Source organism: Dactylosporangium sp. NPDC049525 (genome assembly GCF_040676755.1).
Lineage (GTDB): Bacteria > Actinomycetota > Actinomycetes > Mycobacteriales > Micromonosporaceae > Dactylosporangium.
Map to the genome: position 1 here is coordinate 107,972 of NZ_JBFAPO010000028.1, position 24,578 is coordinate 132,549.

At 68.4% G+C, this 24,578-nt stretch carries 23 protein-coding genes and 3 pseudogenes; 20 read left to right on the forward strand and 6 right to left on the reverse strand.

The genetic code is table 11. The features are described 5' to 3' along the window. Positions 1–91: 91 nt before the first annotated feature. Positions 92–1,786, forward strand: coding sequence for a hypothetical protein (locus AB0K00_RS33195; protein WP_363528491.1), 1,695 nt, complete (start codon positions 92–94; stop codon positions 1,784–1,786). A 271-nt stretch (positions 1,787–2,057) separates the two neighbouring features. Here the strand turns inward: AB0K00_RS33195 and AB0K00_RS33200 are convergent, their stop codons facing one another. Then, positions 2,058–2,774 carry an IS6 family transposase gene (locus tag AB0K00_RS33200; protein ID WP_363528494.1) on the reverse strand — a complete coding sequence of 239 codons (717 nt, stop codon included), beginning with the start codon at positions 2,772–2,774 and terminating at the stop codon, positions 2,058–2,060. A 232-nt stretch (positions 2,775–3,006) separates the two neighbouring features. Here AB0K00_RS33200 and AB0K00_RS33205 point away from each other — a divergent pair, with 232 nt between their 5' ends. The 5 genes from AB0K00_RS33205 (at position 3,007) to AB0K00_RS33225 (ending at position 7,830) form a co-directional block, all read left to right on the forward strand. Beyond that, complete coding sequence (locus tag AB0K00_RS33205) at positions 3,007–3,201, forward strand: hypothetical protein (RefSeq protein ID WP_363528497.1); 195 nt, start codon at positions 3,007–3,009, stop codon at positions 3,199–3,201. Continuing rightward, positions 3,198–3,698 (forward strand): hypothetical protein, encoded by a 501-nt coding sequence (locus tag AB0K00_RS33210; RefSeq protein WP_363528499.1) that lies wholly within the window; start codon positions 3,198–3,200, stop codon positions 3,696–3,698. Before AB0K00_RS33205 ends, AB0K00_RS33210 begins: the two co-directional genes overlap by 4 nt. 312 nt (positions 3,699–4,010) lie before the next feature. Then, on the forward strand, positions 4,011–5,786 hold the full coding sequence (locus AB0K00_RS33215) for an RICIN domain-containing protein (RefSeq protein ID WP_363528502.1): 1,776 nt from the start codon (positions 4,011–4,013) through the stop codon (positions 5,784–5,786). 49 nt (positions 5,787–5,835) lie between these two features. After that, positions 5,836–7,215 carry a hypothetical protein gene (locus tag AB0K00_RS33220; RefSeq protein WP_363528505.1) on the forward strand — a complete coding sequence of 460 codons (1,380 nt, stop codon included), beginning with the start codon at positions 5,836–5,838 and terminating at the stop codon, positions 7,213–7,215. Between the two features lie 51 nt (positions 7,216–7,266). Beyond that, entirely contained in the window at positions 7,267–7,830 is a 564-nt protein-coding gene (locus AB0K00_RS33225; RefSeq protein WP_363528508.1) for an SMI1/KNR4 family protein, read from the forward strand. A gap of 213 nt (positions 7,831–8,043) precedes the next feature. On the opposite strand, the gene AB0K00_RS33230 is transcribed toward AB0K00_RS33225, so the two are convergent. Continuing rightward, the gene (locus AB0K00_RS33230) at positions 8,044–8,235 is read right to left on the reverse strand and encodes a hypothetical protein (protein ID WP_363528511.1); all 192 of its coding nucleotides are present in this window, start codon (positions 8,233–8,235) and stop codon (positions 8,044–8,046) included. A gap of 113 nt (positions 8,236–8,348) precedes the next feature. Next, complete coding sequence (locus AB0K00_RS33235) at positions 8,349–9,557, reverse strand: HAD family hydrolase (protein WP_363528512.1); 1,209 nt, start codon at positions 9,555–9,557, stop codon at positions 8,349–8,351. Here AB0K00_RS33235 and AB0K00_RS33240 point away from each other — a divergent pair. The 6 genes and pseudogenes from AB0K00_RS33240 to AB0K00_RS33265 all read left to right on the forward strand — a co-directional run. After that, a pseudogene (locus AB0K00_RS33240) lies at positions 9,468–9,722 on the forward strand (transposase); the annotation flags it as partial. The gene AB0K00_RS33235 and the pseudogene AB0K00_RS33240 overlap by 90 nt on opposite strands. Positions 9,723–9,790: 68 nt before the next feature. Continuing rightward, positions 9,791–10,951: a sensor histidine kinase gene (locus tag AB0K00_RS33245; RefSeq protein ID WP_363528515.1), complete on the forward strand. Its 1,161-nt coding sequence runs from the start codon at positions 9,791–9,793 to the stop codon at positions 10,949–10,951. After that, on the forward strand, positions 10,948–11,628 hold the full coding sequence (locus tag AB0K00_RS33250; RefSeq protein ID WP_363528518.1) for a response regulator transcription factor: 681 nt from the start codon (positions 10,948–10,950) through the stop codon (positions 11,626–11,628). The genes AB0K00_RS33245 and AB0K00_RS33250 overlap by 4 nt, the downstream gene beginning before the upstream one ends. Before the next feature lie 121 nt (positions 11,629–11,749). Continuing rightward, positions 11,750–12,943, forward strand: a complete 1,194-nt coding sequence (locus AB0K00_RS33255; protein ID WP_363528520.1) for an acetylhydrolase — start codon at positions 11,750–11,752, stop codon at positions 12,941–12,943. Between the two features lie 110 nt (positions 12,944–13,053). Next, entirely contained in the window at positions 13,054–14,286 is a 1,233-nt protein-coding gene (locus AB0K00_RS33260) for a BTAD domain-containing putative transcriptional regulator (protein ID WP_363528523.1), read from the forward strand. 58 nt (positions 14,287–14,344) lie between these two features. Continuing rightward, a complete protein-coding gene (locus AB0K00_RS33265; protein ID WP_363528526.1) occupies positions 14,345–14,860 on the forward strand; it encodes a DUF6879 family protein in 516 nt (171 codons plus the stop codon). A gap of 75 nt (positions 14,861–14,935) precedes the next feature. Here the strand turns inward: AB0K00_RS33265 and AB0K00_RS33270 are convergent. Continuing rightward, positions 14,936–15,579 (reverse strand): annotated as a pseudogene (locus tag AB0K00_RS33270) (ATP-binding protein). 558 nt (positions 15,580–16,137) lie between these two features. Here AB0K00_RS33270 and AB0K00_RS33275 point away from each other — a divergent pair. The 8 genes from AB0K00_RS33275 (at position 16,138) to AB0K00_RS33310 (ending at position 22,095) form a co-directional block, all read left to right on the forward strand. Beyond that, entirely contained in the window at positions 16,138–16,365 is a 228-nt protein-coding gene (locus AB0K00_RS33275; protein ID WP_363528529.1) for a hypothetical protein, read from the forward strand. After that, positions 16,343–16,861 (forward strand): DUF6879 family protein, encoded by a 519-nt coding sequence (locus AB0K00_RS33280; RefSeq protein WP_363528532.1) that lies wholly within the window; start codon positions 16,343–16,345, stop codon positions 16,859–16,861. Before AB0K00_RS33275 ends, AB0K00_RS33280 begins: the two co-directional genes overlap by 23 nt. Positions 16,862–16,892: 31 nt before the next feature. After that, on the forward strand, positions 16,893–17,744 hold the full coding sequence (locus AB0K00_RS33285) for a helix-turn-helix transcriptional regulator (protein WP_363528535.1): 852 nt from the start codon (positions 16,893–16,895) through the stop codon (positions 17,742–17,744). A 458-nt stretch (positions 17,745–18,202) separates the two neighbouring features. Beyond that, positions 18,203–18,622: a hypothetical protein gene (locus AB0K00_RS33290; RefSeq protein WP_363528537.1), complete on the forward strand. Its 420-nt coding sequence runs from the start codon at positions 18,203–18,205 to the stop codon at positions 18,620–18,622. After that, complete coding sequence (locus AB0K00_RS33295; protein WP_363528540.1) at positions 18,606–19,235, forward strand: GPP34 family phosphoprotein; 630 nt, start codon at positions 18,606–18,608, stop codon at positions 19,233–19,235. The genes AB0K00_RS33290 and AB0K00_RS33295 overlap by 17 nt, the downstream gene beginning before the upstream one ends. A gap of 229 nt (positions 19,236–19,464) precedes the next feature. After that, complete coding sequence (locus AB0K00_RS33300) at positions 19,465–20,922, forward strand: APC family permease (RefSeq protein WP_363528562.1); 1,458 nt, start codon at positions 19,465–19,467, stop codon at positions 20,920–20,922. 86 nt (positions 20,923–21,008) lie between these two features. Continuing rightward, entirely contained in the window at positions 21,009–21,743 is a 735-nt protein-coding gene (locus AB0K00_RS33305; RefSeq protein WP_363528543.1) for a GNAT family N-acetyltransferase, read from the forward strand. Positions 21,744–21,867: 124 nt separating this feature from the next. Beyond that, positions 21,868–22,095, forward strand: coding sequence for a hypothetical protein (locus tag AB0K00_RS33310; RefSeq protein ID WP_363528545.1), 228 nt, complete (start codon positions 21,868–21,870; stop codon positions 22,093–22,095). Between the two features lie 416 nt (positions 22,096–22,511). Here AB0K00_RS33310 and AB0K00_RS33315 read toward each other — a convergent pair. Together AB0K00_RS33315 and AB0K00_RS33320 are read right to left on the reverse strand one after the other, a co-directional pair. Further along, a pseudogene (locus tag AB0K00_RS33315) lies at positions 22,512–23,652 on the reverse strand (IS701 family transposase). Between the two features lie 157 nt (positions 23,653–23,809). Further along, positions 23,810–24,382, reverse strand: a complete 573-nt coding sequence (locus AB0K00_RS33320) for a transposase (protein WP_363528548.1) — start codon at positions 24,380–24,382, stop codon at positions 23,810–23,812. Positions 24,383–24,578 lie beyond the last annotated feature (196 nt).

Below are 24,578 nucleotides of genomic sequence, written 5' to 3' on the forward strand. Positions count from 1 at the left end.
TCGCCGGTCTCGTCCTGCAGTGCGGACGCGCATGCATGAGATGATGCCGGCGACGTGATTGGGGGGTGCTATCTCCATCAACTGGGACCAGTTGACTCAACCAGAGTTCGATCGACGTGTTGAGGCTCTGCTCTGCCGACTGTACGACGGCCCGGACGACGAGGTGCGGGCATACGACGGCCGGGGTGGCGACGGCGGCCGTGACGTCGTCGTCCGGCAGGGCCAGCGGTTGCGCATCTTTCAGCTGAAGTACTTCCGTGACGGGTTCGGGTCAGAACGCCGAACGCAACGTCGGCAGATCACGAAGTCGTTCCGCGAAGCCATGACGCACCAACCCGACGAGTGGACGTTGGTGATCCCGACCAACCCCACCCCAGGCGAGGAGCAGTTTGTCCGGGACCTTGGTGCGGATCATCAGGGTGTCAAGACTCGAATTCTGGGCCGGGCGGAACTCGACAACTGGTTCGCTCGGCACGGTGACCTACTCGCCTACTTCACCCGAGACCAGCTTCTAGAAGCGGCAAGCGTCTTCCAGCAGGAGACGGCGATCCTTGCCGGCGGACTCGTCGACCTGACAGCCCGAAACCGGGCGTTGGCGCACGTGGCGGATACGTTGGACCCACACTGGGCAGTCCGGACGGTGATCAACGGGGACGGGGTCATCCACCGAATCGAGGCGAAGCATCCGAACGCACACGCCTTCTCCCCGATAACCTTGACGATAGGCGCTGACGCAATAGGACCTGAACACGCCGACCTGCGGCCGGTCGTGCGAAGAGTTCTCGGGTTCGGCACCGCCGACCGGCTGGTCCTTCCCCCGGAGGTCACGCGCCGCCTCACTCATACTGGACCGTCGTGGCTGCCTGCACCCGGCGGGTATCTGGAGATCGAAGCTGTCGCCGCAGAACTGCCAGCCGACCACGAGGTGGCAGCGCGACTGACCGCAATCGCCGCTGACGGCCGCCGCACCGCATCGTTTCAGGGCATGGTGTCCCGGGTCGGGAGGGGGCACCTCGGGAGCTCGCTGACGCTGAGGTTCGACAACACCGCCGTAATCGAAATGCTTGTCGGCAACGATCACCAGACCCGCATGGACGGCAACTTCAGGTTCAGCCGCGCCATGCCTGCCACAGTGCTGCAGACGATCGCGATGTATCGCAGCCTGCAGGACAGCGCTTCGATGGAATTCGAAATCGACGGGGAACAGGCTGGCACCTTCCACCGCGACGCCCCGTCGGCTGCCGATGACGAACAGCGGCGTCTCCTTGCAATTACGGAGCTGCTGGCGGATGACCTGAGCGTCGTTCAGCGCCACTGCCAGACCTATTTTCACATCCCAGACGAGATCTCCGTCGATGACCGCATCGATCTCAGGATCGCCCGGTTGCTCATCGAGGGTCACTGTGTCGCGCGGCGGCCGACCGAAGCCTGGTCTGTGACGTTGAACGGCACGATCAACGACACCCTTCGCGACATGCTCAGCCGCGAGACCTCGACCATGCGGCTGACTGCCGACATCAGCATGGAGATCTTCGGCCTGCACCTGGAGATGGGATCGATCGCGTACTTCCATCCGCGGATCGAGATCGCCGACCGGCTGGACCTGCTGGCTGAACTCGAAGCGGGCCGCGGGGACGGAGCAATTATGAAGATTCGACCGGCCAACGGTGAGTCGTTCCGGGCATACATACCCGGCCTGTGGACTGGCCGCGAGGACGAACCGCTTGAGGTCACCAGCTGGGGACTTCCAGGTCTTGACGGCCCGCAGGATCGTCGGAGCAGATAGGGCAGCTGCTTACCGTAGTTGCCAGCCGACGCGACGGCGGTGGGCCACCCCCGCTTTCATGGAGCTTCTTGATCATGGTCTGATGGCCATGGGGAGGAAGATCCGTGCCAGCACCAAAGAAGTACCCCCGACGACCTTCGCCAGCGCGCGGTGCGCCTGTATCGGGAGTCGGACCCGAAGGCGGTGATCCGCCGGCTGGCCGAACAGCTCAACGGGCGCTGATGCGTTCGCCGACTGGAGGGGGTGCGTTTGCCGTGGGCGCGGCCATTCGTCAGATGGCGGCGGCGAGTTCGGTGAACGCCTCGGCGACGCGGAGCCCGCGTGGGGCGTCGAGCCCGAGTTCGTAGTGGCCGCGGCGGAGATTCTGCATGAACGCGAGTCCAGCGATGATCGTCTGCGCGGTCCGGTCGGTCCGCAGGCCGCGCATCGGTCTGAGCCGGTGCTTAAGCTGGCTGTGGTCAGCCTCTATCCGGTTGTTGGCATGCCGTTCGACGTGCCACGCCGAGGGAACCAGCTCGTCGAGGACCACGGGGTACACCGGCGCCACGTCCGTGACGACCTCGGTAGGACGCACTTTCAACGTGGTCAGCGCCCGGCGCAGGAACCGCCGTGCTGCAGCGGCGTCACGGCGGGCCGAGACGAGCACATCGATGACCTGACCGTCCTGGTCCACAGCCCGGTACACATACCGCCAGACCCCATTGACCTTCACATACGTCTCATCGACGTACCACCTGTCGCCGGGCGCGTGCCGGCACCACCGGGCCGCGTCAGCCAGCAGCGGCGTGAAGCGCTGCACCCACCGGAAGACGGTGACGTGATCGACCTCGACACCACGCTCGATCAGCAGTTCCTCGACGTCGCGGAAGGAGAGGTTGTACCGGAGGTACAACCGGACAGCCACCATGATGACGTCCGGCGGGAACCGGAACCCGGCGAACGCCGACCGTGGTGGCTGGGCTGGACGCCGACGGTTCGAGTGCTTCACCGTTCGAGCTTGCCTGCCCAGGCATCGACTTATGCAACGGACCCCGACGAGCTCACCGCCTTTCTCAACGGCACCGCGGACCCGTCCGGCGCCGACGTCGTCGCCCTGCTCATGCAGCTCGTCACCGCCAGCGGACAGCCTCTGCTCAACGAGACGTGGGACTTCACCGCCGACATCACCGAGGACCGGTACGGGCTCCTCACCGGCACCGTCACCGCCGACCCCCTACACCGTGACCGTCACTCAACCGCTCAGCGGCACCGGCGACCTACACATCGACGTCACCAGCGCCGACGACGAAGCCGACCGCGACGACCGGGGGCTGGCCATCACCGTCGACCGGCGGCACGTTCTGGACCCGATGACGCACACCTGGCGCAGCACCGTCCCAGCCGACCTCCAGCTGACGAAGGAGACCCGCCGATGACCCGCACAACCCAGGACGAGGCGTGGCAGCAGATCAGCGCCTGCCTCGACGTCACCGCCGGACGCCGCCTGCGCCGCACCACGTTCAACCCCGTCCCGCCTGGCACGCTCGCCCCTGAAGCCGCCCAGCGGTTGCACGCCAGCGTCTACCAGCCGCTCGGCACCCCCGCCGGACCCGACACCATCTGGTACGTGGTGTCCGCCGACGGCACCCCGGTCGCCTGGCTCACCCACATCCTCCATGAGTTCGCGAATTCTGAAGCCAACTCGGCGTCGAACCGAAGGTGGAAGGGTGTCTGGGGCAGCGTAGCCGCTTCGGTTGCGGAATCCGTATGTCGCGTGAGGACTGGGTGGTCCACTGTGGAGCGTCTCGGGATTCTCTACCAGCCGCGGCCGCACCGACACCCCCGCGCGCGTCGCCCTCCCCCAGACTGGGTCATCGACCGTGACGACGACACCATCCCCGAAGGCGCCGAACTCGACGACAGCGGCGGCTGACCGCGACAGCCCGCCAGGCGGCCTCGCCCGTCCCGCACTTCGACACGCCGTGCCGCACCGTGCCGCGGCGGGCGGTAGTGACGGATGTCCTTGATTGCCCGGTGGGGTTACCGTGCATATGCATATTTGATAGCGTCAATGCGCACCGCGGTCGAAGTAGTCACCGATAACTGCTGCCGCGGTGGACGAAGATGACCGCCGTCCATGTCCACCGCATGACCGCATCGACGTCCTTACGGGGGAGGCACGGTGCTTCGCATTCGCCTGCGCAAAAAGCGTTTCACACGCAGCGCAACCATCGCGGCAACGATCGTGACACTCGCGGCAGGCAGCCTGTTCTGGCAGCCCAAGGCCCAGGCCGCCGCCGCGCAAATGCCCGTCGCCATCGGCGTCGTCAACACTGACGACACCAGGGTGCTCGGCGTCGGTGGAGACGGCACGAGCAATCAGTCGCCTGTCGAGATCGTTGAATACCTGCCGGGTGTCCGGGGCGGTGACATCGATCGCCAGCGCTGGTCCTTGGTCCGGGTGTTCGACGTCTACGACTTCACCTACCGCGTCGAGCACGTCGCGTCCGGGCGGTGTCTCACCGCGTCGGGCGAGGACAACGGGGCGCCTGTAGTCCTGGCTGACTGCTCCGACTCGAGCCTGCAGTTGTGGGCGATGCCGCCGGAGTCCAATCCGGACGGACTGGCAATGTGGAACGTGGCTTCCTCACGGTGCCTGGACATCCCGGACTTCAGCACCGGCACGGGCGTCGCGATGCAGTTGTGGGACTGCGCGTACGTGTGGAGCCAGTCCTGGCAGCGACGAACCGGTGCGTTCGACTGCGGGACCCGCGACAGCGAGTGGATCCACACCGACCTGTGCGTCAGGGCGGAGGAGGACGTCCACGGCGTGGTAGCGGCATGGGCCAACACACCGGTCGCCCTCAAGCGGCTGAACCCGGCGCAATGGGTGCTCTCGAACACCGTGCAGAACTCCGTGTCGTTCGCGCGGGCCGACGGCAGCGGCGGCGTCGAGTACGGCTGGCGGGCTGATCACAACGGCCAGGTCGGCGCCGCGGTGACGTACAACCTGTACTGGTCCGAGTGGAACGCGGGGCAGTACACCTATTCGGTCGTGCCGAGCTGGATCGCTCCGGGCTCATCGGACCCCGACGGGATGCCCCACTCGTACCTCGTGCTGCCCAGCGGTTCCGGTGACCAGTACGACCTGTACTACGACTACAACCCGCTCACCAGCACCAGGCTCCAGACCGGCGGACCGGTCCGGGACGTGCGCACCGGGCTGGCGATCCGCTACCTGCGGGCCGCGACCATCAACACGCCCTTTGCCAACGAACTCCAGCTGGCGACGGGTGACACCGGCACGCGGTATCCGTTCGTCCGGGAGGTCGCCACGGGCGAGCCGAAGACCTGCGACGCACCACCGACGTGGGACGACTTCGGCTACGGCGTCGCATCGCCCACCGGCGCGGACGCCGCCAACATGAAGCCGTGGTGCTTCACGGTGGCCGTCGGGACGTCCGGTGCCAGCAGCGGCGACGGCACCGCGGTCGACTCGCTCGTCGTGGGCAAGCCGTCCGCCGCCGCCACGATCGCTGCCTCGCCGACTGCCGCGCCGGCCAGCACCGTCAACGGTGTCGACCAGCGGGCTCTGGCCGACTGCATGCGCCGTACCGGCGCGTCGTGTCTGAGTACGGTGCCTGGGCTCGCCGCATGCGTCGAAGCCAAGCAGGTCTGCCACGCCGGCCCGACCGTGACCAGCCATCCGAAGGTGCCCGGGACTTCGGCACTGAGCCTTGACCAGGCGCGTCGGGAGGCGCTGCGGGTGATGGCCACCGGTTCCGGCGGAGCGCGGGCTACGAGCGACCTCACCCGGCTCCGCGCGCAGACCGTCCCTGCCGCAAGCCTTCCCGCGGTCGCCGGGATCGGCGTCGACCAGGTGCACATCGTCAGCGGCGACGGTCCGGCGGAGCCGTTCACCACGTCGGCGGCAGCGACCTACGCCGGCTTCACGGTCATCTTCGACGCCACCACGGGCGCGCTGCTGCACGTCTGCCTCGGATCGAGATGCGCGCAGTGAAGCCTGCCGCCGTCCCGGTCCCTCCCCCAGCCACCGAAGGAGCAGCCAGGTGATCCGTTTTCACCGCCCAGCTCTGGCCCTCGCCGTCGCCGCCGGCCTCCTGCTCACCAGCGCGGGGCACGCCGCGGCCGCCCCCGCACCGAGCACCGTCACCCCGGTCATCTCGATCGCTCCGCTGGCCGGGACACTCGCCGACAGCGGACTCGAGCCGCGGCGGGAGGACTCGAAGCGCAGCATGCGGTCCACCCAGACCGCGGAGGAGGCCCTCGCCGAGCAGCGCAAGACCATCAAGACCCACGTGTACCGGCCGCCGGCCCCCGGCCTCAGCGTCCTCGCCTATCCCGGCGAGGACTGGATCACCCGGGACGAGTGCCTCACCAAATGGATCTCCGGGTTCCGCGGTCCGTGGCACTACAAGAACCACTACTCCGCCTGCCACGTGTTCCGGCTCACTGTCACCTACCGGCATTGCAACCCCACCTGCGGCCCCCCGGTCGGCGGCACAACGGCCCGGACGGTGATCATCGGACGCGGCCTGCACACCGCCCGCAACCTTGACTGGGACATCTACTTCGACGACTGGACCCCGTGGGGGGAATCGCACGAGGAGACCCTCCTCAACGTGGGCATCAACTGCACCAGCTTCGTCGGTGAGAACACGAACTGCGGCAGCGACCGGCCGAACGGCGACACCAAAAAGATCGCGGAGTGGAAGCAGATCAACCACTACCTGCAGCACGACTCGCCGGTGACCCTGAGCCCGAAGCCGTCAGATCCCCAGGCGATCCGCGACGAGATGCGCGGCCACTTCAATTACGTCCCGACGTTCGTCACCCCGGTGAACGGCGACCGGTACACCACCAAGGGCACCATCGGCCGGTGCGACAACGCCACCTACATCAGCGGCGCCGGCTGCATGTTCACCGGCACGGCAGGCATCTACCAGCTCGACTACAACGACCCCGCCTACAGCCAGTCCTCTCAGTTCATCTGGCGGGCCCAGCGCCAGATCACCCAGACGAAGCCGGGAACCCCCGGCACGTACGTGCCGGGCGGATACTTCGCACAGCCGATCACCGGGTACTTCGAGCCATTGACCCGCAACAAACACGGATCGGACAACCGCACCGAGATCCGCAACACCTGCATCGCGAACTGGGGACCCAACTACACCGACCCCGCCGTGCCGGGCGGCGAGTCACGAGAGTGCGACGAGTACCCGTTCTCCTCCACCTATCAGAGCGGGTACTACTGGCGGCAGGCGCAGAACAGCGGCAACGCCTCGGCACGGAGTTACGCCGTCGAGGTCATCGACGCGTCCCACAACAGGGAAGCAGGCGGGAACCGGCTGCGACTCTTCTACGAATACGACCACCTCCTCGACAAGGATCCGTTCTACGTCGAGATCATCAACGGGCCGCCGGTCTGACGTAATAGCGTGGATGGCGCCCGTTCGGGCGCCATCCACCCAGGAGGCAACATGTCCATCACCATCGCGCTAGTACAGATCGAACGCTGGCTACGGGCGCATACCCCCGCGATCGCCGCGACGCTCGCGCCCGCGGCCACGCTCGAACGGCTCGACCACACGGCCTCGATGTTCGGCCGGACGCTGCCCGCCGATGTGCAGCGGCTCTACCTCTGGCACGACGGGACCGTCGCGGCCGTCGACCGCTTCGAGATCTACCCGTCCCGCTACTTTCTCCCGTTGGCCGACGCCATCGACGCCTGGACCATCCTCAACGATTACGAGGCCGACCAGCTCGCCGAAGACCCCGACTACCGCCACTGGCAACCCCACTGGTTCCCCATCGCGTACGACGGCAGCGGCGACCACGTCGTGGTGGAGACCGCCGGTCAACACGGTGGTCGTGTGTTCGTAAAGTCCGCGGAGAACGGCGCCGAGCCCGAACGAGGATGGCCGTCACTCGACGCCTGGGCCGACGACCTCTTGCGGGCCCTCACCACCGACACCCTCTTCGCCCAGCGCTGGCGACGGGTGCCGAACATCCCGGCATTGCAGTGGACCTACGCGGCCGACTGAGTAGGCAGGGTGCCCGCGTACCGGCGTCAACGACGCCCACATCAGCATGCTCGGTGCGGCCCGCATCGCCCAGGACGCCGACGTCGCCTGGATAGCCCTGCACGGCGAGTGTGCAGCCGATCAAGCCTTCGCCGCCGCGGGAGCCGTGCGCTCAACCTGCAGCGCGCCAGCCGAAACAGTTTCTTCCTCCGTCACCTGGACGGGACAACCTGTTCAACGGTCAGCGGACAGTTCCGGGTGGTTGAGGACTGCGGCGTAGCGTTGGGCGCCGTCGACGGTCATGCCAAACAGGGAGCAGACGCGCATCAGGTCGCCTCCCGTAGCGGTGATCTCGTCAACGATGCGGTCCTCGCGCAGCAGTTGGGCAGCGACGCCGAGTCGCGCATTGACCCACTTGGAAGTCACGGGCCGTGAGCTGGTTCGCGGTGATGTGGTTGATGAAGACACGCGGATTCGCGGTGCTCGGCAAGCGGATCGCGCGATAGTCGAGGTAGCCCGACAGCCTCGCGTGCGCTCCGTCAGCGAGGAGGATGACCTGGCCGCCGATATGTAGCCGACCGTCGTGGACGTTGACGACCTGCAGATCTCGCAGCTGACGTGGGCGGACACCGTGGAAGACCAGTAGTCCGGCAAGGGCGGAACCGGCAGGATCTGCGGCACCGAGAGCCTGGCGCAGGACGTCCGGGTTCAGCGGCATAGGGATGTTGGGGGCCGTCGCCGGTCATCGCCACGGTCTCGCCCTGGGCCCGCAGTGCCTCGCAGATGCGCAGCTTCGCCTCCGGGGACACCCGCGCGAAGACGATCTCGTCGCCGCCGACGAGGATCGTGTCGAGTTCACTGTCGGTGAGCCGGTCGAGTTCGTCGCCGGCGACGATCCTGCGGCCCTCGTGGCCGAGGCCGACCTGTCGGGCGATCTCCGCGGCGGTGGGCCCGTAGTCGCCGGTGATGACGTGGATGCGGATGCCGGCGCGGTGCGCGGCGGCGACGCCCGCGCGGGGCGGGTCGACCATCGCGACCAGTCCGAGCAGGGTGAGCCCGGACTCGGCCTGTTGCCGGTCGGTAGGGACGTGCTGACCGTGGTCCAGGGTGCGGGCGGCGACGGCGAGCACCCGCAGACCGCGGGCGGCGTACCGGTCCAGGGTGTGCTGGAGGTCCAGGCGGATGCCGTCGTCCAGCGGCTGGAGCCGCCCCTGCGGGTCCAGTACCTGGTCGCAGCAGGGCAGGACAGTCTCCAGGGCACCTTTCGTGCGGATGACCAGCGTCCCGGCGTCCTTGTTTACGGTCGACATGCGTTTGAGGTGGGCGTCGAAGTGGAGAACGGCGCGGCGGGCCGCGTCGCGACCGGCCGGCGTGACGGCGACGTGGAGTTCCTCTGCGAGGCGCAGTAATGCCAGCTCGGTCGGGTCACCGGATCCGGCTGTTTGCGCCTCGGTCGGCGGCTGCGCGGTGGTGCACGCCGCCGCAGTAGCAGCGAGCGCCTTGGCGCGGGTGTCGTCGACAGTGGTGGTGGTCGTGGTGTCGTACCCCGCCCCGGGCAGCCACAGCTGGGTGACCCGCATCCGGTTCTCGGTGAGGGTGCCGGTCTTGTCGGTGCAGATCACCGTCGTCGAGCCGAGCGTCTCCACCGCGGAGAGCCGGCCGACCGTGGCTACGACCACGACAAGTACCGCCGCCTCGTCCGAGCCCGCGGCATCGTCCCGCACATCGCCCGCCGCAACACCGGCCACGGCTCAGGACTGGGCAAGCACCGCTGGTACGTCGAACGCACCATCGCCTGGCTGCACGCATTCAAGAAGCTACGCCTGCGCACCGAACGCCGCGCCGACATCCACGAAGCACTGATCAGCCTTGCCTGCTCAGTGATCTGCCTACGCCAACTCATTCTGACCTGATCTCTAGGCCCGTGGGCGTACGCCCGGCGGTCGATGACCCCGGGGAGCCCGGCAACTACGGTGGACAGGTGAACCTCCGCACGCCGCTCAGGTGGCTCCTGCTGGGCACCTACCCGCTGGTGGTGGCCACGGCCACGTTGAACGGCGGGGAGGACAGCTTCGGCCTGCCCGGGCTGCGGTATGCGCTGCCGCTGCTGGTCGTGGTCATCCCGCTAGTGCTGCTGGCCCGGCGGCCGGTGACCGCGCTCGCGCTCATGCTCACCGGCTGTCTGATTGTCGCCGCGTTCGTGTGGTCGTGGGAGTTCGGGTTCCTGCGCGACGTGCGGTACCTGCAGTTCATCACGATCGACCTCACCGTCGGGTACATCGCGACGCACCGCCGCCCACGGATCTCGATCGCGGCGGCGGTCGTGGCGGGTCTCGCCGAGATCGGCGCCATCGCCGCCGGCCGGATGGCCAGCGCACCGTCGTTCACCCTGGCCGTGGTCATGGCCATGCTCGCCGCGTGGCTGGTCGGCAACCGCAACCGGGAACGCCGGGCAAACGCCGAGGCGGTCCGTGCGCAGGAGGCGTCGCGGGCGATCACCGCCGAACGGCTGCGCATCGCCCGCGAGCTGCACGACATGGTCGCGCACAGCATCGGCATCATCGCGATCCAGGCGGGCATGGGCGCCCGGGTGATCGACGCGCGGCCGGACGAGGCCCGCAATGCGCTGCGGGCGATCGAGACGACGAGCCGTGCGACCCTCGCCGGGCTGCGCCGCGCGGTCGGGGCGTTGCGCGGCAATGAGACCGCCGGCGGGCAGCACGCCCCGCCGCTGGAGCCGTTGCCCGGACTGGTCGACCTCGACCGGCTCGTCGCCGCCACCGCCGACGCCGGGGTCACCGTCGACGTGTGCTGGCAGGGGGCCCGCCGCCCGCTGCCGCCGGACCTGGACCTCGCCGCGTTCCGGATCATCCAGGAGGCGGTCACCAACGTCGTGCGGCACGCCGGCACCGACGCCTGCCAGGTGACGATCGGGCACGGCGCCGACGAACTGACCGTCGAGATCATGGATCAGGGGGCCGGCACCGGGACCGGCACGGTGGCCGCCGGCGGGTTCGGGCTGATCGGTATGCGGGAGCGGGCGACGCTGTTGCGCGGGGACTTCACCGCCGGGCCACACCCCGGGGGTGGCTACCGGGTCGCGGCCCGCCTTCCCCTGCCGGCGACCGTTGCCGCGATATGACGCAGGTGCCCGACGCCGCCGCGGTCCGGCTGGTCCTGGTCGACGACCAGCCGTTGATCCGGGCGGGGTTGCGCGTGCTCGTCGCCGACCTGCCGGGCATCGACCTCGTCGGCGAGGCCGGCACCGGCGAGGAGGCGGTCCGGCTGGTCCGTTCGGTGCGCCCGGACGTGGTCGTGATGGACATCCGGATGCCGGGCATGGACGGGATCGAGGCGACCCGGCAGCTCATGGCCGACCCGGGCACCGCGCGGGTGCTGATCCTCACCACGTTCGACGAGGACGAGCACGTCTACGCCGCGCTGCGGGCCGGCGCCAGCGGCTTCCTCGTCAAGGACATGGCCCTCGAGCACATCGTGCAGGCGATCCGCGTCGTCGCCGCCGGGGACGCCCTCATCGCGCCGGGTGTCACCCGCCGGCTGATCGCGGCGTTCGCCGAGCTGGACGCACCGCCGCGGTCGGCGGCAGCGGGGCTCCGGCTGCCCGACAGCGTCACGCCCCGCGAGACCGAGGTGCTCACGCTGGTCGGCCGGGGCATGTCCAACCACGAGATCGCCGCGCACCTGACGATCAGCGCCGCCACCGCGAAGGCGCACGTGGCCCGGCTGCTGACCAAGCTGGACGCCCGGGACCGGGTGCAGCTCGTCATCCGCGCCTACGAGGTCGGGCTCGTGCCGTGATGCTGCCCGGACTACGCCTGCGGGACGACGCCGGCGCCCCCGGATGCAGCCCACAGGCCGACGACGCGGCGTCCCCCGCCCGACATGGTGATGGCACAGTTCCTACACCACGGGAGGGCACATGCCAGGATTGGACGCGGTACACAACGATGGGGCGCGGCTGACGCGCCGGCAAGCGATCACGGCCGCGCTGAGCGTCGCGGCCGCCGTGCCGATCGGGTTCGCGGACACTGCGTGGGCGGCTCCGGCCACCGACGCTCCGGCCACCGCCGGTCCGCCCCGGCTGACACTGCCCGCACCCACCGGCCCGTTCCCGGTCGGCACGGTGCCGCTGCACCTCGTCAACCCGTCGCGGTCCGGCGAGCGCCGCGAGCTGATGGCCAGCATCTGGTACCCCGCCGGGGACGTCGGCCGCCATCCACGGGCGCCGTGGATGACGGCCGCGCTCCTGCGGACGCTGCTGGCCTCGTCCGGCTTCGACCCGGACGCCGTCGCGGCGCCGCTGACGTCGGGGCACGAGAGCGCCCCGGTCCGGCGACAGACCGGGCGGCTGCCGGTGGTCGTGTTCTCGCACGGCGCGCACGGCCACCGGGCCGAGAACACCGTCGTGGTGCAAGAGTTCGCCAGCCACGGGTACGTGGTGGTCACGGTGGACCACGCGGGCGACGCGTTCAGCGAGTTCCCCGACGGCCGCATCATCGTCCCGGACCTCCCGCTGGAGCCTGCGGACTTCGCCGACGACATCCGGTTCGTCCTCGACCGCATCGCGTACCTCGCCGCCGGGGTCAACCCGGACGCCGGGCACCGTCCGCTGCCGGCCGGCCTCTGCGGCGCGCTCGACCTGCATCGCATCGGCATGTTCGGCTGGTCGAAGGGCGCGACCGCGACCGCGCTGGTCATGAACGCCGACCGGCGGGTCAGGGCGGGACTCGGCATCGAGGGCCCGATGCAGCCGACGATCACCACCGACCTGGACCGCCCGTACCTGATGATGACCGCCATTTTCACCAGGGCTGCCGAGCCCAGCGTCGCGGAGTTCTGGTCGCACCTGCGCGGATGGCGGCGCAACATCCAGGCCGCCGGTGCGGTCCACACCTCCTACAGCGACTACCAGACCCTGATGCCCCAGATCGCCCGGATCGTCGGCATGAGCGACGAGGAGCTCGCCGGTTGGATCGGTACCCTCGACCCGGTCCGTGCGGTGCGCATCCAGCAGGCGCACCCACTGGCGTTCTTCGATCTGCACCTGCGGCACCGTGGACACCTGTTGGACCGTCCCAGCCCGGCCTTCCCGGAGGTCGCCTTCATCCCTTGAGTCACGGCCGCGGCCTGACCGGAATCAGCCCAGGGGTGTCAGGTCACCGACCGGCACCCTCGGGGCCGGCCGATACCCTGACCAGTCGTCGGCCGGGTATGGGGGAAAGCATGCAGGTCAGGCTCCTGGGACCGGTCGACGTAACACGCGACGGGGCGCTCCGGGAGGTGCCGGGCCTGCGGCGCAAGGCGGTGCTCGCGACGCTGGCGGTGGGCCGGGGCGCGGTGGTCAGCACCGACCGGCTGATCGGCACCGTGTGGGGCGAGGACCCGCCGGCCACGGCGGTCAACACGTTGCAGCGGCACGTGTCATACCTGCGGCAGGTGCTCGGCGGCCGGGACACGATCGTGGCGCGCCCACCCGGATACCTGCTCGCCCTCGACGACGACGCCACCGACGTCACGGTCGCCGAGCGCCTGATCCGACAAGGGACCGAGGCGGCCGAGCCGGCCGAGCGGGTGCGGTGCCTGCGCGCCGCCCTCGCGCTGTGGCGGGGCAGGGCGCTCGCCGACGTCGCGGGCCTGGCCCAGCTGGACGTCGAGGCCGAGCGGCTCGAGGTGCTGCGGCTGCACGCCCAGTCGGCGCTGGTCGAGACCCGGTTTCAGCTGGGCGAGCACGCCCAGCTCGTGCCGGACCTCGAGCGGCTCGCGCGCGACCACCCGCTCGACGAAGGGTTGCACGCGCACCTGATGACCGCGCTCTACCGGTCCGGGCGGCCCGCCGACGCCCTCGCGGCGTATCAGCGGCTGCGGCAGGCACTCGCCGGCGATCTGGGCCTCGACCCGGGGCAGGGCATCCGCGACCTCGAGGCGGCCATCCTGCGCGGAGACCCGGGAACGCCGCACGCCGCCGTGGTGCCGGCCCAGCTGCCGCTGGCGGTGCGCGGGTTCGCCGGCCACGCCGACAGCCTCGTCCGGCTCGACGCGCTGGTGCAGGGCGCCGTCGCGGCCCGGAGCACGGTCGTGTGTGCCGTGTCCGGGCCGCCCGGCGTCGGCAAGACCAGCCTCGCCGTGCACTGGGCGCACCGCGTCGCCGACCGGTACCCCGACGGTCAGCTGTACGTCAACCTGCGCGGCTTCGATCACCGTGGCGCGGTCACGGACCCGGCGGAGGCGCTGCGCGGCTTTCTGCACGCGTTCAGGGTGCCCAGCGACCAGGTCCCGGCCGGGCTGGACGAGCGGGCCGGCAGGTTCCGCAGCAGCCTGGCCGGCAAGCGGGTGCTGATCATCCTGGACAGCGCCCGCGACGCCGACCGCCTACCTCGACGAGGAGACCGGCAACCTCATTCTCCAGGGGTGGAAGGTCACCGACCCCGGACGGCTGGCGCAGCTCGACCTGCCTGACCATGAGGCCGTGATCGAGTTTCCCGTGCGCATGATCCAGTTCTTCCGGAGGTGAACGGTGGCAGTCCCGACCATTGAGGACCTGCTGCGTACCTGCGAGCGGACAGCGCTGCACCTCGAGACCCGCGACCAATACGACCGCACCGACCCGATGTTCACCGCCTGGCAGGCCGGCCACCGCGACGACCCAGCCGACAGGGACTCCTGGTGGAGACCGTGGTGTGACCTGATCGCCGAAACGACCGGCCGGGGCGTCGCCGTACGCCGGGCCCGGATCGTGTCCGAACCGGTCAGCGAATACATCCAGTTCGAGTACGACGGCACGTTCACCAACGTCGCCGCCGGCGAAGACATCAGGTGGCTCCCGCGACGGCAGGCAACGGACATCGCCCTGCCCGGCAACGACTTCTGGCTGTTCGACGACACCCTCGTCCGCGTCGGCCATTTCGACGGAGACGGAAGGTCGACAGGCCACGAGATGACCACCGACCCAGGTGTGGTCAAGGTGTGCGCGTCAGCGTTCGACGCAGTGTGGGAGCGCGCCGTGCCCCATGGGCAATACCGGCCCAGCTGACCTTTGTCGACGATCTCGTTATTCCCCCAGGCTGTTTGACTACGTAATTCCCCAGGGTTGGCCCTCGAGGTATTTCTACTCGTTGCTGGTGCGGGGACCGCTGGCGGCCCCTTTGGGACGCTTGGGTCGGTAGCCGGGTCCGTTCATGAAGACTTGGTGGCTGTTGTTGATCACCCGGTCGAGGAGTGATTCGGCGACGACGGGGTCGGGGAAGAGCGGGTACCAGTCCTGGGGTGCGCGGTTGGCGGTGATGATGGCGCTGCGGCCGTTGTGGGCGCGTTCTGATAGCAGTTCGTAGAGGTCGTCGGCTTGTTGAGGGGTGAGTTCGCGCATGGCAAAGTCGTCGAGGACGAGCAGGGCTGGGCGGACGAGTTCGGCGAGGCGCCGGGCCCAGGTCCGGTCGGCGTGCCCGCCGGCGAGGTCGGCCAGGGCGCGGCTGGTTTTGGTGAATCGGACCTCGGCTTGTTGCCGGATCGCGAGTAGGCCGAGGGCTTGGGCGATGTGGCTTTGCCGACGCCGACCGGGCCGTAGAGGATGACGGATTCGCCGGCGTGCAGCCAGCGCAGCGCTGCGAGGTCGCGGATCTGCGCGGCGGGGAGTTTCGGTGCGGCACCAAACTCGAATTCCTCCAGTGTGGACAGTTGCTCGAACCGGGCCCGGCGGACCCGCCGGTGCATGGCGGTGTTCTCCCGGCGGGTGAACTCCTCGTGGCAGAGCATCTACAGGAACTCCGGATGCCCGAGTTCACCGTTGCGGCTTGGGCGAGGCGGGCGTCGAGGGTCTCGAGCATCCCGGACATCTTCAGGGTCCGCAGGCAGGTGTGCAGACCGGCATCAACGACAGTCATCGGTGTCCTCTGTTCGGTGGTCGGCGCAGGGTCGGCGCAGGGTCAGGCAGTGGTCGCTCGTGCTGGCGGTGTCTCCGTGGGCGATTCGCTTGATGGCCGGGGATCGCCGGCAAGCCCGCAACTACGGGATTGCCTCTTCCAGGCGAAATCAGGAGTGCCTTCGGCGCATGAACCGTACGGCCGTGCAGTGCTCGATGTTCTTTGGCCCATCGAGGTCCCACGCTGGCCAGGAATGCGAAGGAGGGCCGCAGCTACGTCATCGAGGCGAAGGGTCGGCCGGCGACGGTTGAGGTTCGAAGTTGAGGTTTGGTGGCAGCGCACATCAGGCGCTAACTCGCCGCAACGTGGCCACTCCTTCTTGTGATGTTGGCGGTCGTCGACAAGACTCGACCAAGCACACCAGAGCACGATCCGCGCGAAGGAGGCCACGATGGCACTAGTGTTTCTCGGCAAGGACCCCGAAAGCATGCAGGGGCAGTCACCGACCGTCTACTACGACGACGAACGGGACACCTACATCGTCCAGTCGTGGAAGGTCACCGAGCCCGAGCGGCTTGCCCAACTGGACCTACCCGACCACGAAACGGTCATCGAGCTACCCCGCCGCATGATGCAGTTCTTCCCGGAGGTGAACGTTGGCGAAGGACCCAACACTTGAGGACCTTCTCCGCAGTTGCGAACGGTCAGCGCTCCACCTCGAACTCCGTGACGGCTACATGCGCGACGACCCCCTCTTCCAAGCCTGGCTCGCCGGCGAACGCCCCAACCCAGCGGATCGCGACTCCTGGTGGGACGCATGGTGGCAGCTGACCGCAGACACCGCAGCGCGAGGCGTCGGCATCCGCCGAACACGGATCATCTCCGAGCCGATCAGCGACTACATCCGCTGCGAGTACGACTGGACCTTCGCGAACATTGCCGCCGGCGAGCAGGTGCGCTGGCTCCCGCGCAGGCAAGCATCCGACCTGGCGCTGCCAGGTAACGACTTCTGGCTGTTCGACGAGCGGGTCGTCATGCTCAACCACTTCGCCGGCGACGGCAACTGGACCGGTTCCGAAGTGACCGAAGACCCCGCACTCGCCAAACTGTGCGATGCGGCGTTCCACGCAGTGTGGGAACGGGCAATCCCGCACGACGCCTATACTCCCGCCTGACTGACAGCCCGAGCCAGACCGAGAGCGTCCCGTGCCCACCAGATCCTCCAGCGTCCAGCAGGCCAAACAGGCCCTCGGCGGCCGGCTCCGTGAGATCCGCACCGAAGCGGGTCTCACGGCGCGGCGCCTCGGACACCTCGCAGGCTGGCACCCATCGAAGGTCAGCAAGATCGAGCACGGAACGACCAACCCGACCGTGCAGGACCTGCGAACGTGGTGCGAGCACTGCAACGCCCCCGAACAGATCAGCGAGCTCATCGCGTCGCTCCGCGCCGTCGAGGGTATGTTCATCGAATGGCGCCGGCTGGAACGCACGGGTCTGCGCCTTGCCCAGGAGTCCGTCGCACCACTGTGGGAACGGACCAGGAACTTCCGGATCTACTCCTCGTTTGTCGTACCAGGGCCCGTTCAGACCGGGCCGTACATCACTGCGGTCCTGTCCGGAATCATGGTCCGGCGCAACTTGCCCGACGATGTCAACGAAGCCACCGCGGTACGCGAGCTCCGGCAACGCGTCATCTACGAAGGTGACCACCGTTTCGCAATCGTGCTCGAGGAGAGCGTCCTCCGATCCCGGATCGGCGGCGCGGAGACGATGTCGGGCCAGCTCGGTCACCTGCTCGCGGTCAGCTCCCTGCCGTCGGTGTCGCTCGGGATCATTCCAGCAACAGCAGACCGCAGCACGACCTGGCCGATCGAGAGCTTCTGGATGTTCGACGACGAGCAGGTCGCCGTCGAGCTGGTCTCCGGCTACCTGACGATCACGCAGCCGACCGAGGTGGCCATGTACGGCGGGGTGTTCGCCGAGCAGGCCGCGGTCGCGGTGTACGGCGCGCAGGCCCGCGCGTTGATCATCGCGGCGATCGCGGCCCTCGACGCCTAACTGCGCTTGGAGCAACTTCGAGCACACTCGTTGAGACCGATCCGTTGACCGCCATAGCGTGACCAGCACGTCCGGGGCGTTGTTCCCCGGGCGAGCAAACCGGAACGCGGCGGTGACAGGTTCAGCGGTGCGACGCTCAGCCGAGTAGTTCGTAGCCTGCTGAACACACTGCCGCGCCCCCCAAAGCTGAGGGCAGCGGTCGATGCGCCACCCTGCTGCGAGAGCGGATCACAGCTCGGCCGCTGCCCTCACTCCACCCTGCGGAAGGGACTGGCGGTGTCCTTCACGAACCTCGATGCAGCAGTGCAGGAGCGTCACACGCACAGCCTGATCCTCGGTGGAACCAACTGTGCTGCATGCGGCGAGCCGCACCCGTGCCAGTCTTGGCGGCTTGCTCGCGCCTACGTGCTCGTGGTGGTCCGTGCCGGCTTCGCGGCGGCCAGGGCAGGCACGCCGTGGTGAGCGCCCCGCAGCAGCCGACCGTCCTTGGCACGCCGGCGTGGATCCGCCTCCGCCCCGAGGACCTGCAAAACGAACCCGCCGCGGCGCGCGGCGCATACGAGCCGACCGTTCTCGTCGACATCGACCTGCGGGACCTGAAGGCCACCCCCGAGGTCGAAGACGACGGCGAGCTGGTCCTCACCGTCTACGACAGGGACAGCCTCATCATCTTCCAGCCGGGTGCCGGCGCCTCCCCACAAGCTGCGGTCGCCGGAGCGCGGGCGCTTGCCGCCGCGGCGCTGCACTACGCCGAGCTCCTCGCCATCCGGTTCAGAGGAAACCTGCCGGACCCGGACCCGCGTACCGAACCTACGGATGCGGCCCGTGTCCGGTCCTTGTCATCCGAGGGGAGGCACGAGGGTGCTGCTGGCCGATGAGTACTTCTGCATCGCCCGCGAGGACTGGAACGGGCGGCCGCTACTGCATCCTCGGGCGCTGGGGCTGGGGCTGGCGGGCGCGCTGCTGGGCGAGCTGGTGCTGTTCGGCCGGATCGTCATCGACGACGGTGAGGTCTATGTGGTGCGCCGCGATCCGCCTGCAGATCCGTTGGCGCATGAGACGTTGACGCAGTTGCTGACCCAGCCGCAGCACCGTGAGGTGCGGACCTGGCTGGCGTACTTGGCTGAGACCGCAACGGATGCGGTAGGGCAGCGGTTGGCGCGGGCTGGGGTATGGCGGCGTGTGGAGCGCCGCCGGTTGGGTCGTGTCCGGGTGTCGTGGCTACCGGCGGACGTCAATGCGGTTGCGTGGCGACCGATCCGGCTGGCCGGGCGGCTGATCTCACTGGAGCCGATCGACGTGCCGGATGTCGTGTTGGCTGGCCTGGTCTCGGTCACCGGCTTGATCGGTGCGGTGTTGTGGCAACCGGAGCACCGCGAGGTCGGAGTGGCCCGGTTGTCGGCCGAGGTGGCGCGGCTGGACCAGTCGCTGTTGCACCTGCTGGCGTTTGTCGAGGCCGCTGTGGGTGACGCCGTTCTCGCCCCTCGTTGACCGACCGGTCTTATCCGCGCGTACCCGAGCGTGCTGGCTGCCGCCTGCCCGGTGCTTGGTCGTTTCGTGGCTTCCTTGCGGTTCCTAGCGTTTCCTCCGATTTCCGTTGTTGTCCATCGATTTGCGGAGTGTTGTGATGTCTCGGACTGGCGTGTTCTCTCGATCCGATGTGGTTGCCCGGACCCTGGCCCGTAATCGGCTGGGTGTGCCGTCGGTGGTGTTCTTCGTGATGTCGGCGGCTGCGCCGTTGACGGTGGTGGCGGGCCTGGTCACGACCGGTTTCGCGGTGACCGGGGTGACCGGCATTCCGCTGGCGTTCTTGGTCGTCGGGGTGGTCCTGGCGGTGTTCTCGGTCGGGTATGTGGCGATGGCCCGGCACGTGGCGAATGCGGGCGCGTTCTACGCCTACATCACCCAGGGGTTGGGTCGCCCGTTCGGTGTCGGAGCGGCGTGGGTGGCGCTGGTCGCCTACAACGCGTTGCAGGTGGCGCTGTACGGGGCAATCGGCGCCGCCGCGAAACCGCTGTTCAGCGCCTGGTTCGGCGTCAACATCGCATGGTGGGTGATCGCCCTTGTGGTCTGGACGCTGGTCGCCGTCCTCGGCGTGCTGCGTGTCGACGTGAACGGCACCGTCCTGGCCGTCCTGCTGCTCGCCGAGATCGCCGTCATGCTCGTGTTCAACGCCGCCAACCTGCTCCACCCGGCGGGCGGGGCGGTCAGCTTCGACACCCTCGCACCGAGCAACCTGACAGCTGCGGGGGTGGGTGCGGCGCTGTCCATGGCCGTGCTCGGCTTCGTCGGGTTCGAGTCGGCGGTGGTGTACGCGGAGGAGTCCAAGGACGCCCGCCGGACGGTGCGAGTGGCGACGTACACGTCAGTGGCACTCATCGCCGCCCTGTACGCCTGTTCGGCATGGGCGATGACAGTCGCCGTCGGCCCAGAACGGATCGTGGCCGCCTCCCAGGAACAGGGTCCAGAGGTGGTGTTCAACCTGGCCGCCGCGCAGCTCGGCGGGCCGGCGGCCGACATCGGCCACGCACTGTTCCTGACCTCCCTGATAGCAGCGATGATCTCGTTCCACAACCTGATCGCCCGCTACACGTTCGCGCTCGGCCGGGAACAGGTGCTGCCGGCCTGGCTGGGCAGCACCTCCCGCTCCGGAGCGCCGAAGATCGGGTCGCTGCTGCAGAGCCTGGTCGGGCTGGTCGTCATCGTGCTGTACGCGGTGGCCGGCTGGGACCCGCTCGTGCACCTGTTCTTCACCGCCGGCACCAGCGGCGGGTACGGGGTGCTGGTGCTGGTGACAGCCACCTCGATCGCCGTGGTCACGTACTTCTCCCGGCAGCGGGCGCTGGAGTCCGTCTGGCGACGGCTGATCGCCCCGCTGCTCGCGGCGGCTGCACTGGCGGTCATCGCATATCTGGCGTCGGCAAACTTCGACGTCCTGCTCGGCGTCGCCCCCGACTCCACGCTGCGCTGGGCCATCCCGGCGACGTACCTGGCCGTCGCGGTCCTCGGGGTCGGCTGGGCGCTGATCCTGAAGATCGTCCGCCCGCACGTGTACGCCAACATCGGTCTGGGCGCCAAGGCGGCCACGTCCGGGCTCGGGTTGACCCTGCCGGGTGAGCGGCCCGGAACCGACACCACCCCCATCAGCCCCGCGATCATCGGGCGGCCGACCCGATGACCACCCCAGCGTTCATCGTCAGGGCACGGCGCGGCGACGCGCACCGTGCCACAGCCCTGATTGCCACCGCATTTCACAGCCTGGACGTGGCCGCCTGGCTGGTGCCCGACCCGGTCGAGCGGGAGCGGGTGCTGTACGCCAACTTCCGGATCTTCGTCGATCACGCCATCCAGCACGGATACCTGCTGGTGACCCAGGATCGATGTGGGACAGCGGTGTGGTTCCCCCTCGACACCCCACTGCCGGAGATCGAGGACTACGAACGGCGACAGTGGCTGGCCTGCGGTCCGTACACCGCCCAGTTCAAAGCCCTGGACGCCGCGTTCGAGGCACGTCATCCGTCAGCGGTGCATCACCACCTGGCGTTCCTGGCCGTACACCCCGACCACCAGACCTTCGGCCTCGGCACCGCCCTGATGCACTGGAGTCACCAGCGGTTGGACAAGGACGGCATACCCGCCTACCTGGAGGCGTCCAGTCTGCCCAGCCGCGACTTCTACCTGCGGCACCGCTACTCCGATCTCGGTGACCCGATCGACCTGCCCGACGGAGGGCCACGCCTATGGCCGATGTGGCGCGAACCACGACATCGCGGCGAGCGGATGCTGTTGTCGGAGGCGAAACGCCGGCAGATGGCCAGCGAGGTGGTCAGTCGCTACACCGGCAGCAGGGCATCGATCCGCGACATCGCCGAGGACCTCGGAATCTCCTACGGCCTGGCACACAAACTCCTGGTGGAATCCGGCACACCAATTCGATCACAAGGCGCACAACGACGCTGGGAACTCACCGCAACCGAACCCGGACCGTCAGCACCGTGATACACGACAACCCCGCCCCTAACCGGCCCATCGCAATCGCTGCGCGCACGCCGCCCACCGGCACCGGCACCGGCACCGGCACCGGCTGAGCCTCACCGGCCCACAGGCTGAGCTGCTGCTGGCGATGACCGGCCCGTGCAACACCTACGTCAAAGCACACACGTGGGTCGGTCAGCGCCCGTACCCGCTGGCCGACCTCTATGCGCTGCGAGCGGCCGGGCTGGTCCGCGCCACCAGCACTATCCAGGAGTCGCGCAGCTACCGACGGTTCGAGGTCACCGAACGCGGCATGGCCGAGGCGTCGCGCCTGAGCGACGGCACACCCGGCCGTCAGGAGGAGTTGCAACGATGACCCACATCAGACCGCCGGAACTGACGGATCTGTCGGACCTGGCCGATGAGGCCCGTACGGTCGTCGCCGTCCACGTCGAGCGTGACGGCATGTGCGAGGGCTGCCTGAGCACGTGGGCGCGGTTGGTCCCCGTATCCGTGCCAGTGGATGCGATGGGCGCGTGGCTGGCTTGCCGATCCGGCCCGCGGCGGGAGTGCGCCGCTGTGATGCCCGCTGCTGTCGTGATGTGTGTCAGGGTGGTGCGGTCCTGGTCCGATGGGTGTTGCCTCGGTAGGCGCGAAGGCACCCTTAGTACTCCAGCCGCACTTCAAGTAGACCGGGTCTTCGCTGGTAGTGGCTGGTCTTGGCTCTGAATTGGTGGCGGCGGCGCCATCGTGACCATCGATCGATATGATCAACGGGCCGGACGATCGTGATCAGGTGTGCCAGGAGACGTCGGACCTCGCCGAGGGTGAGGCGGATGAGGCCGTCCCGTTCTGGTTCGCTGCCCCCTTTTCGGCTTGTGCGGCGGTGATGGCGAGGAACGCGTGGGCCACCATAACGAGAGTTATGTGCGGTACCAGGCGTCGTAGCGGCGGACCTGATAGTGGTCCAGACCGGTCTCGTTCTTCGATGTCTGGAAGCATTCCTCGATCGCCCAGCGGGTCCCGGCAACCCGGATCAGGTCCTCGTCGTCGGTGTCGGCTGGGCCGTAGCACAGGTAGTAGGCCCGTTCGGTGGGCTTGGCGATGCTGCGGCGGACCAGCAGCCAGCGGGTGTGGTCGTGTTCGGCGGTGCCGGTGTCCGGCAGTGTGGCGACCGCCCGGTCGTAGACCCGTGGGCCTTTCACCCCGTCACCGCAGCTGCGTCGCTTCCACGCCAGGTCGGGCGCGGCTGCGGCCAGGACATCTGCGCGGGCATTGCCGCGTTCGGTCGGGGCCTTCTGGTTGCTGGCCACGGCCAGGACGTAACTGATGTGTCGCTGCTGCAGCCAGAGCCGGAACTTGCTGTCCTTGCCGTATGCCTCGTCGGCGGTGACCCACTTCGCAGGCAGGCCGGCGTCGAGCGTGCGGGCGAGCATCCGCAGGCCCAGCGCCGGCTTGGTCGCGAAGCGGACCTCGTCGTCGATGCCGGCCTCCCGCCGTCGTGGCAGGTCGTCGCACCAGGTCCGGGGCAGATACAACTCCCGGTCCAGCAGCACCCGCCCACGCGGACTGGAGTAGGCCAGGAATACGCCCAGCTGGCAGTTCTCGATCCTGCCGGCGGTGCCGGAATACTGCCGCTGGACCCCGGCGGACTTGATGCCCTTCTTCAGGAACCCTGTCTCATCGACGATGAGCACCCCGCCGGATCGCCGACCTGCGCGGCGACATAGCCGTGCAGGTCGTTGCGGACCGCATCGGCATCTCAGCAGGCCGCGTTCAGCAACCGCTGCATCTTGTCCGGCGTCCGGTCGCCCGCCGCCTCCGCGAGGGTCCAGCCATTCTTGTCCGCCAGCGGCGACAGCAGCCCGAGCAGATAGCTGCGCGCCTGCCGGCGCGGTTCCACCCGACCGAACCGCGGGGCGAGCTCCGCCATCAAATCCTCGAAGCCGGACAGCCAACCCGGAACCGCGGTGATCGACACGACGCGACAGTCTACATAGGACGATCAGTTGGACATCCTCAGCCCAGAGGGGTGCGCTAGCATGGCCCTCACCAGCAAAAACGTCAGACCCTGAAATGCGGCTGGAGTATTAGTACTGCAACGACAGGTTGTGATGTTGTCCGCGTCTCTTGTAGTGGCTGATCCGGGCACGTGTCTGGCTCGTTCGCCGCCATCGCGACCAGTGCACGATGTGTGCGACGACGCGAGCGATCGGGGCCGTGATCCGATTGAACAACCGTCGGATCTCGTTGACTGACAAGGGAATCAGCGTCTCGCTGCCACCGTCAGCGGATCCCCTTATCAAGGCCCGGACACTGATCGAGTCGACGATCGTCCGCGACCAGCCGATCCCACCAGCCACGTGGAGCCGGTGCAGCAGTTCGTGGTGGATCTGTTCCCACAACCCGTACCGGGTCCACTCGGTGAACCGGCGATGCACCGTCGGCCGGGACACCCCGAAGAACACCGCGGGCAGCTTCCGCCACGAACAACCAGCCTGCACCATGTACGCGATCGCCGCGAGGACCGCCCGGTCATCCGCCCGGGGTCGCTTCCCGCCACCCTGAGGCCGTTTCGCAGCAATCGGAATCAACGGCTGCGCAACCGCCCACAAGTCTTCCGGCGCCCAGGTTTGGATCATGTCCTCGACAACATCCGCCACGAACACAAGATCATGGCCGAGGCCACAACTTCACCAACTGAGACACCCCTAATGGCCCAACATCGTGCCGCGAACGACGGCAATCGGGGCCCAGAGCGTCAACAGCGCCCAACATGGCAACGGTGGTGGGGCCGCCCCACCCAACAGATACCCAACGCTGCAGCCCTGTTGGGTACCTGTTGGGGGGGGCGTACCC